This window comes from Arthrobacter sp. CAN_A214, assembly GCF_015751955.1.
Classification (GTDB): Bacteria; Actinomycetota; Actinomycetes; order Actinomycetales; family Micrococcaceae; genus Arthrobacter_D.
Genome location: NZ_JADOUU010000019.1, coordinates 39,902 through 48,042 on the forward strand (window position 1 = coordinate 39,902; position 8,141 = coordinate 48,042).

Consider the following 8,141-nt stretch of genomic DNA (forward strand, 5'->3'; position numbering starts at 1 on the left):
GGCGATGACGGTTCCGCTGGGGCATGAGTTCCGGCGGCACGATCTGCGGAGTCCCGGTTTTGCGACACTGCAAGCTCCTTCGACAAATGAATCGTTTCATATGAACGTTTCAACCTCGATCGTAGGCGTGAGATGGATCACGGTCAACCACTGTTCCCAATTCGTGATGACCCGCAGAATCAGCCGACTCCCGCCTGTCCGTCCGACAGGTCCAGCCACACGAAGCCGAGCGGAACCTCAGTCGAGCTGGTCCTCCAGATGGAACACTTCCTGCAGTCGGAGAAATCCTTCATCCGGTCGGCCCTCCAGCTCGACGAAGAACTCCGCCATCTCGGCCTGCCAGCGAAAGTTGACGCCGGTGGCGGACATGGCTTCCTGCGCCGCGGCGAAGTCCTCGGACTCCACGTAGCCGATCAGCAGCCCGTCCGGCCTGAGGAACAGGGAGTAGTTATTCCACCCAGTGGCCTTCAGCGCCCGCGCCATGTCCGGCCAGATGGCAGCATGGCGTTCTTTGTACTCCGCGATCCTGTCCTGCCGGACCTGCAGCTGAAAACACGCGCGTTCCATCTAGGCTCCGTTCCTTACTGTTGCAGTACTTTCCCGCTCGACCAGTTCGGGCTGGAATACCACCCGCCGGCTCTCGCCGTCTCCGCCGTCGATCTCTCCCACCAGCACGTCCACGGCGGTTCTGGCCATGAGCTCAGTGGGCTTGCGGATAGTGGTCAGCGGCACCACTGCGGACTGGGCAAAATCAATATCGTCATATCCGATCAGGGCCAACTCATCCGGGATGTGGAGTCCGCGCACCATCAGGACGGCCTGCATCACCCCGATGGCCAGGAGATCGTTCGCGCAGAACACCCCGTCCGGACGCCGGTCCTCGGCCCGTGCCGCCACCGTCTCTCCCGCAGACCTGCCGGCGAGCACCGTCATCGCGCTCGCCTCGATCACCTCGAGTTCGGCGCCGGCATGCTCGGCCACCGCCTTCAATGCCCCCTCAAGCCGATCAGCCACCTGCTGGATCTCGGTCGAAGCCCCGATGAAGGCGATGCGGCGTCGCCCGGAGTCGAGCAGGTGCTTCACGGCGATGTAGCCTCCAGCGACGTCATCCACGGACACCGAACTGATCTTCCGCCCGGGGTCCACACGGTCCACCAGCACCACCGATACGCCATGGTTCCGCAGCGTCTCCATGCGGTCACTGATGTCCCCTACGGGCGAGATCAGCATGCCCTTGACCCGCTGCTCCTCGAAGACGTCGATGTAGCGGGCCTCCCGCGCGCGGTCGGAGCCGCTGTCACCCAGCACCACGGTGCTGCCGATCTCGGCGGCAGCCTCTTCGGCGGCCCGCGCAAGTGAGGAGAAAAAGGGGTTGCTGACATCCAGCACGATCAACCCGATCGTGCGGCTCAGGCCCGCCCGCAACTGCCGGGCGGCGTCGTTGCGCACGAATCCCAGCTCGGAGATCGCGTTCAGCACGCGCTCGCGGGTGCGGTCGGCAACCCTGTTCGGATTGTTCAGGACATTCGACACCGTGCCCACGGCCACCTGGGCCAGATCGGCCACGTCCTTGATGCTTACTGCTCGAGTACCCACTGGCTCCTCCGATCCCTATCCCGGACCGCGATGTGCGGGAATTCCTTGACACTACCGTCATTTCGAGGATAGCTTTGAAACGTAATTATGAAACGATTCAACCGCCGACGACGTCGCGTGGATCGACAACCCGTCACCCCGGCCGCTTCTCGCGGCCACCCGACAGATTCCGGCACTGGCGGCAACAGGATGTGGAGAAGTACATGAGTGTTCTTGACGGCATAGCGCCTACCCTTGCACAGTTGGGAATTGAGGTGCCCTCCTGGGCATACGGCAATTCCGGAACCCGCTTCAAGGTATTCGCCACTCCAGGGACCCCGCGCACGGTGCAGGAGAAGATTGCCGATGCGGCGAAGGTGAACGAACTGACCGGGCTTGCTCCCGCCGTCGCCCTTCACATCCCCTGGGACAAGGTGGACGACTTCGGTGCACTGGGCCGCTACGCGGAGAACAAGGGCATTCGGCTCGGGACCGTGAACAGCAACACCTTCCAGGACGAGGACTACAAGTTCGGCAGCCTGACCCATAGTGACGCCAGCGTGCGCAACAAGGCCATCGACCACATGTACGAGTGCATCGAGGTTCTGAACGTCACCGGCTCACGCGACCTGAAGATCTGGCTCGCTGACGGCACCAACTACCCGGGCCAGGGCGACATGCGTTCGCGTCAGGACTGGCTGCAGGAATCGCTGCGGAAGGTCTACGACCGCCTCGGGGAGGACCAGCGGATGGTCCTCGAGTACAAGTTCTTCGAGCCTGCGTTCTATCACACCGACGTTCCCGACTGGGGCACCTCCTACGCCCACTGCCTGCAGCTCGGGGAGAAGGCACTGGTCTGCCTGGACACCGGTCACCACGCTCCGGGTACCAATATCGAGTTCATCGTGGCGCAGCTGATCCGGCTGGGCAAGCTCGGCTCCTTCGATTTCAACTCCCGGTTCTACGCCGACGATGACCTGATCGTGGGTGCGGCGGATCCGTTCCAGCTGTTCCGCATTCTGTTCGAGGTAGTGCGCGGCGGTGCCCTGGATCCGACCAGCAACGTGGCCCTCATGCTTGACCAGTGCCACAATCTCGAGGAGAAGATCCCCGGGCAGATCCGGTCCGTACTCAACGTCCAGGAAATGACGGCGCGGGCGCTCCTGGTCGACCGGGAGGCGCTGAAAACGGCTCAGGAATCAGGCGATGTCCTGGGCGCCAACGAAGTCTTCATGGACGCTTTCTACACCGACGTCCGGACGCCGCTGGCCCAGTGGCGTGAATCCAGGGGCCTGCCCGCCGACCCGATGGCTGCGTACCGGGCCAGCGGGTACCAGGAACAGATCAACAGCGAACGACTTGGCGGCCAGCAGGCCGGATGGGGAGCATGAAAGTGACGACGACGACGAATTCCGTGACCTCCGTGCCGAACAGCACCGTCAGCGAGCTCATCGAGCGCTCGAACCGGTTGGGTGCGGACAAGCGCAACACCAACTACGCCGGTGGCAACACCTCGGCCAAGGGTACGGGCATCGACCCGGCAACCGGTGAGGACGTCGAGTTGCTGTGGGTCAAGGGATCCGGCGGGGATCTTGGCACCCTGAAGGAATCCGGGCTCGCTGTGCTGCGTCTGGACCGCATGCGCGCCCTGCGCCGGATCTACCCCGGGGTGGAGCGTGAGGATGAAATGGTGGCGGCTTTCGACTACACGCTGCACGGCAAGGGCGGCGCAGCGCCGTCGATCGATACCGCGATGCACGGCCTGGTCGACGCCGCGCACGTGGACCACCTGCACCCCGATTCCGGCATCGCCCTGGCGACGGCGTCCGACGGCGAATCGCTGACCCGGGAGATCTTCGGCACGAAGGTCCTCTGGGTGCCCTGGCGCCGACCGGGGTTCCAGCTCGGCCTCGACATCGCCGCCATCCGGGACGCCAATCCCGAGGCCATCGGTACGATCCTCGGCGGCCACGGCATCACCGCCTGGGGGGAGACCTCGGAGGAAGCCGAAGCGAACTCGCTGGAGATCATCGAAACCGCAGAGCGTTACATTGCCGAGCACGGCAGGCCCGAGCCCTTCGGTCCGGCCCTCGAGGGCTACGGCCCGCTCCCCGCTGCCGAACGTCGGGCGAAGGCGGCAGCACTCGCCCCCACCATTCGCGGCCTGGCGTCCACGGACAAGGCGCAGGTAGGGCACTTCACCGACGATCCGCGCGTCCTGGATTTCCTCGCCTCGGCCGAGCACCCGCGCCTCGGAGCCCTCGGAACGAGCTGCCCGGACCATTTTCTGCGCACCAAGGTCAAGCCGCTCATCCTCGACCTTCCCGCCGGCGCGGATGTGGAGAGCAGCCTCCTGCGGCTGCGCGAGCTTCACACCGAATACCGGGCGGACTACGTGGCGTACTACGACCGCCACGCGACGCCCGAGTCCCCCGCCATGCGCGGCGCCGACCCTGCGATCGTGCTGGTTCCCGGCGTCGGCATGTTCTCCTACGGCACCAACAAACAGACTGCACGCGTTGCCGGCGAGTTCTACCTCAACGCCATCAATGTAATGCGTGGAGCCGAAGCCATCTCGACCTACTCCCCCATCGAGGAGAGCGAGAAGTTCCGCATCGAATACTGGGCACTCGAGGAGGCCAAGCTCGCCCGCATGCCCGAACCAAAATCCCACGCGGGCCGGATCGCCCTGGTGACCGGGGCGGCGTCGGGCATCGGCAAGGCCATCGCCACCCGCCTGGTGGCCGAGGGTGCCTGCGTGGTCATCGCGGACCTGAATATCGACAGCGCGACCACCGTCGCAGCCGATCTCGGTGGATCCGACGTCGCGATCGGCATCCAGGCCGACGTCACGGATCCGGCTCAGGTGCAGGACGCCGTGAATGCCGCGGTGCTGGCTTTCGGTGGACTGGATCTGGTGGTCAACAACGCGGGCCTGTCCATCTCCAAGCCACTGCTCGAGACCACGGAGAAAGACTGGGACCTCCAGCACAACGTGATGGCCAAGGGATCCTTCCTCATGTCCCAGGCCGGAGCGAAGGTCCTCATCGAGCAGGACATGGGCGGGGACATCATCTACATCTCCTCCAAGAACTCCGTGTTCGCAGGACCCAACAACATCGCCTACTCCGCCACGAAGGCGGACCAGGCCCACCAGGTGCGCCTGCTGGCCGCTGAACTGGGTGAATACGGCGTGCGGGTCAACGGCATCAACCCCGATGGCGTGGTCCGCGGGTCCGGCATCTTCGCCGGCGGCTGGGGTGCCAAACGCGCAGCCGTCTACGGAGTGGACGAAGACAAGCTGGGCGAGTACTACGCCCAGCGAACCCTGCTCAAGCGCGAGGTGCTTCCCGAGAACGTGGCCAACGCCGTCGCCGTCCTGACCTCCGACGAACTCTCGCACACCACCGGCCTCCACGTTCCCGTCGACGCCGGCGTCGCCGCAGCATTCCTCCGATGAAAGCGGATCGGCCGGAAGTGTTCGTGGCGGTCGATATCGGCGCGTCCTCCGGCCGGGTCATCCTCGGGCGGTTCACCAGTGGTGGGCCGCACCTTGAAATCATTCACCGGTTCGCGAACGGGCCGATGGAGGTGGATGGCAGCCTGCGTTGGGATATCCATAAGCTGTATGGGCAGGTTCTGCACGGCCTGACGCTGGCCGCCGGCTCCGCCAGCTCTGCGGGTGAAAGGATCGTCAGCATCGGCGTCGACACCTGGGCGGTGGACTACGGACTGATCGACGACGACGGCGGCGCCCTCGCCGCCCTGCCCTACAGCTATCGGGACGGGCGGGGTGGCAGGACCGTCGACACCGTCCACGGTCGAATCCCTTTCAACCGCCTGTATGGGACGACGGGGCTGCAGTTCCTGCCGTTCAACACGGTCTACCAGTTGGCCTCGGAATCTTCGCTCGAAGGGCTGCAGGCTTTGTTGATCCCGGACCTCCTGGGTTTCTGGCTGACGGGACAGCGGCGCAGTGAGGCCACCAATGCCTCCACCACAGGCCTGCTCGACGCCACATCCGGCAATTGGGCCGGCGGCATCTTCGACGCGGTCGGCATTCCGAGCGGCATCTTCCCTCCGCTCATCCAGCCCGGGCAGACGATTGGGATTCTACTTCCGGAGATTGCCGACCGCACCGGACTCCCGGAGGACACCGCCGTCATTGCAGTGGGTTCACATGACACGGCAAGCGCCGTCGTCGCGGTTCCTTCGGAAACCGCCGCGTTTGCGTACGTGTCGTCCGGCACCTGGTCCCTCGTCGGCGTCGAACTCCCGCACCCCGTACTGAGTGTGGAGAGCCGCTCCGCGAATTTCACCAACGAGCGCGGCGTCGACGGTACCATCCGGTACCTGCGGAACGTCGGCGGGCTGTGGCTGCTGCAGGAATGTCTGCGAACCTGGGCCGACCAGGGAGTAACAACAGATTTTGACGACCTTCTGGAGGCGGCGGCGCAGCTACCGCCCGGAGGGCCCCTGATCGACGTCGACTCGCCGTCATTCATCCCACCCGGTGGCATGCCGGAGCGAATTCGGGACGCTGTGGCCCAGGGTGCACAGCCGGACGGTTCGCCGGGCTCACCTACCCCAGGTGCTGGTTCCGACGGCGCCGCCCTGTCGGAACCGGCGGGCGTCGTGCGCTGCATCCTCGACAGCCTTGCCGTCGCCTATGCGCGCACCGTGCGCGAGGCGATCCGCCTGGCCGGGCATCATGTGGACGTGGTACATATCGTGGGCGGGGGCTCACAGAACCGGCTGTTATGCCAGCTGACCGCCGATGCCACGCAACTACCCGTCATTGCCGGGCCCGTTGAGGCCACTGCCCTGGGCAATGTGATGGTGCAGGCGCGGGCTGCCGGGGCCATTGCTCGGGATGCGTCACTGGCAACGATTCGCGCCGAGGTGCGGAAGACCGCACGAATGGTGACCTACTCACCCGGTGCGGCACCGGAACCTGCTGGTACCACCCGGGACTGTTCGACCAGCATCGTCGCATGACGGCAGGGGCCCCGGCCGCCGTGGTGGCGACCGAATCCCCTGCTGTCGGGTGGACTGGATCAGCCCGCCTGGATCATGCCTCCGATTTCGCTGGTCATCTGGTCCGCGGCCTGCTGGGGAGTCAGAGTGTCGAAAAGCACTTCCGAGACGTAGCGCTGCACCACGTCCTGCACGCCACCTGTTCCTACCGGCGAGGGTTTCGGTGCATCCTTCATATCGGGCTCGATCTCGTCGAGGAAGTCGACGACAGTCTGGTCGGATTCGTTCAGCTCGGGCTTGATGGCCTCTGCCATGTCCGGGTTGACGGGAACGCCGCGGTCCACGAGCATCTTCTTCGCTGCTTCCTCGTTGTTGGCGAGGTAGTTGACGAGGTCGGCGGCGGCTTCCTGGTCATCCGACTGGCTGGAGATGGACCAGTACATCGAGGCCTTGTAGTACATGCCGTTGTCGGCGGCCTCCCCGTTGACCGATGGGGCGCGCAGCATGCTGACCTTGCTGCCCGACGCGGTTTGCAGCGCTGCGAGCTGGTTGGACCAGTACCAGCCGAATCCGGCCCGGTTGGTGGGGAATGTCCCTGCCTCAAAAGTGCCCGACGCGTCTTCGGTGTATTCAGCGGCGGTGGCTCCGCCGGCTTCGTCCCGAACGGTGACCAGGTGCTCGAACCATGACACGAGGTTTTCGGTGCTGTAGCCGACGGTGCCTTCTTCCTCGTTGTAGAGGGACTCGCCGTGCTGGCGGAGCCAGACACGCAGGTCCACGTCCTGGGCGCCGTACTCGGTGCCGGTGACGCCGTCGAGCTTTTCGCTCACCTCCTTGGAGATCCGGTAGTAGTCGTCCCAGGTCCACGTGGTGTCGTCGGGGATGGGGATACCGGCCTTCGCGAAGAGGTCCTCGTTGACCATGACCACGTAGGCGTTCTGTCCGGTGCTCAGGCCGTAGAGGCCGTCTTCGTACTCCCCGAGGGCGAGCGAGGGTTCGTCGAACTTGGACAGGTCCAGGTTGGGAAGGTCGCTGAGGTCCGCCAGGGCTCCGCGGCCTGCGTATTCCTGCAGGTACTTCTCGTCCATGGTGATGACATCAGGGGCATCGCCGCCGGCCGTGGTCGTGGCGAGCTTGTCCCAGTAACCGCTGAAGTCGCCGTATTCACCCTCGATGGTGACGTCGGGATTCTCCGTCTTGTACGAATCGATGATCGCCTGGTTGGCCTGGTGCCGGGGGTCCGATCCCCACCAGGACCAGCGGATATTGCCATCTCCTCCACCGCCTGCAGATTCACCGGAGGCGCCGGAGCCGCAGGCGCCCAGTGTCAGGCCGAGTGCCACGGCCATGGACGCCGCGGTCAGGGTGCGGGTGGTGCGTGAAGTATTCCTCATTGAATTTTCCTTCGATTGATGGTGCTGGGCAGGGGGTACTATCCGGCGCATGCCGCGGCCGCTGGCGCTTTCCCTGATTACTGCGGGTATGGAACTGGGGCCGGTGGTGGTTTATTTGCCGCCGGTGGTGGCGATGCCTTTGACGAGGTATTTCTGGCCGAAGAGGAAGACCAGGAAGACCGGGAGGAGGGACAC

6 protein-coding genes and 1 pseudogene are annotated in these 8,141 nt (G+C 64.8%); 3 read left to right on the top strand and 4 right to left on the bottom strand.

Translation table 11 applies throughout. The features are described from left to right. Window positions 1-237: 237 nt before the first annotated feature. Entirely contained in the window at window positions 238-567 is a 330-nt protein-coding gene (locus IWX65_RS13885; RefSeq protein WP_196883712.1) for an L-rhamnose mutarotase, read from the bottom strand. Then, entirely contained in the window at window positions 568-1,596 is a 1,029-nt protein-coding gene (locus tag IWX65_RS13890; protein WP_196883714.1) for a LacI family DNA-binding transcriptional regulator, read from the bottom strand. It lies immediately after the preceding gene. Window positions 1,597-1,799: 203 nt separating this feature from the next. Between IWX65_RS13890 and rhaI the strand changes: the two genes are divergently transcribed. From rhaI to IWX65_RS13905, 3 genes are read left to right on the top strand one after another with little or no spacing between them, the layout of a single operon-like run. Beyond that, entirely contained in the window at window positions 1,800-2,966 is a 1,167-nt protein-coding gene (rhaI, locus tag IWX65_RS13895; RefSeq protein WP_196883716.1) for an L-rhamnose isomerase, read from the top strand. Continuing rightward, window positions 2,963-5,035 (top strand): bifunctional aldolase/short-chain dehydrogenase, encoded by a 2,073-nt coding sequence (locus tag IWX65_RS13900; RefSeq protein ID WP_196883724.1) that lies wholly within the window; start codon window positions 2,963-2,965, stop codon window positions 5,033-5,035. Before rhaI ends, IWX65_RS13900 begins: the two co-directional genes overlap by 4 nt. Continuing rightward, the gene (locus tag IWX65_RS13905; protein ID WP_196883718.1) at window positions 5,032-6,573 is read left to right on the top strand and encodes a rhamnulokinase; all 1,542 of its coding nucleotides are present in this window, start codon (window positions 5,032-5,034) and stop codon (window positions 6,571-6,573) included. The genes IWX65_RS13900 and IWX65_RS13905 overlap by 4 nt, the downstream gene beginning before the upstream one ends. A gap of 59 nt (window positions 6,574-6,632) precedes the next feature. Here the strand turns inward: IWX65_RS13905 and IWX65_RS13910 are convergent, their stop codons facing one another. Continuing rightward, the gene (locus IWX65_RS13910; protein WP_196883720.1) at window positions 6,633-7,946 is read right to left on the bottom strand and encodes an ABC transporter substrate-binding protein; all 1,314 of its coding nucleotides are present in this window, start codon (window positions 7,944-7,946) and stop codon (window positions 6,633-6,635) included. Between the two features lie 111 nt (window positions 7,947-8,057). After that, a pseudogene (locus tag IWX65_RS17850) lies at window positions 8,058-8,141 on the bottom strand (carbohydrate ABC transporter permease); the annotation flags it as partial.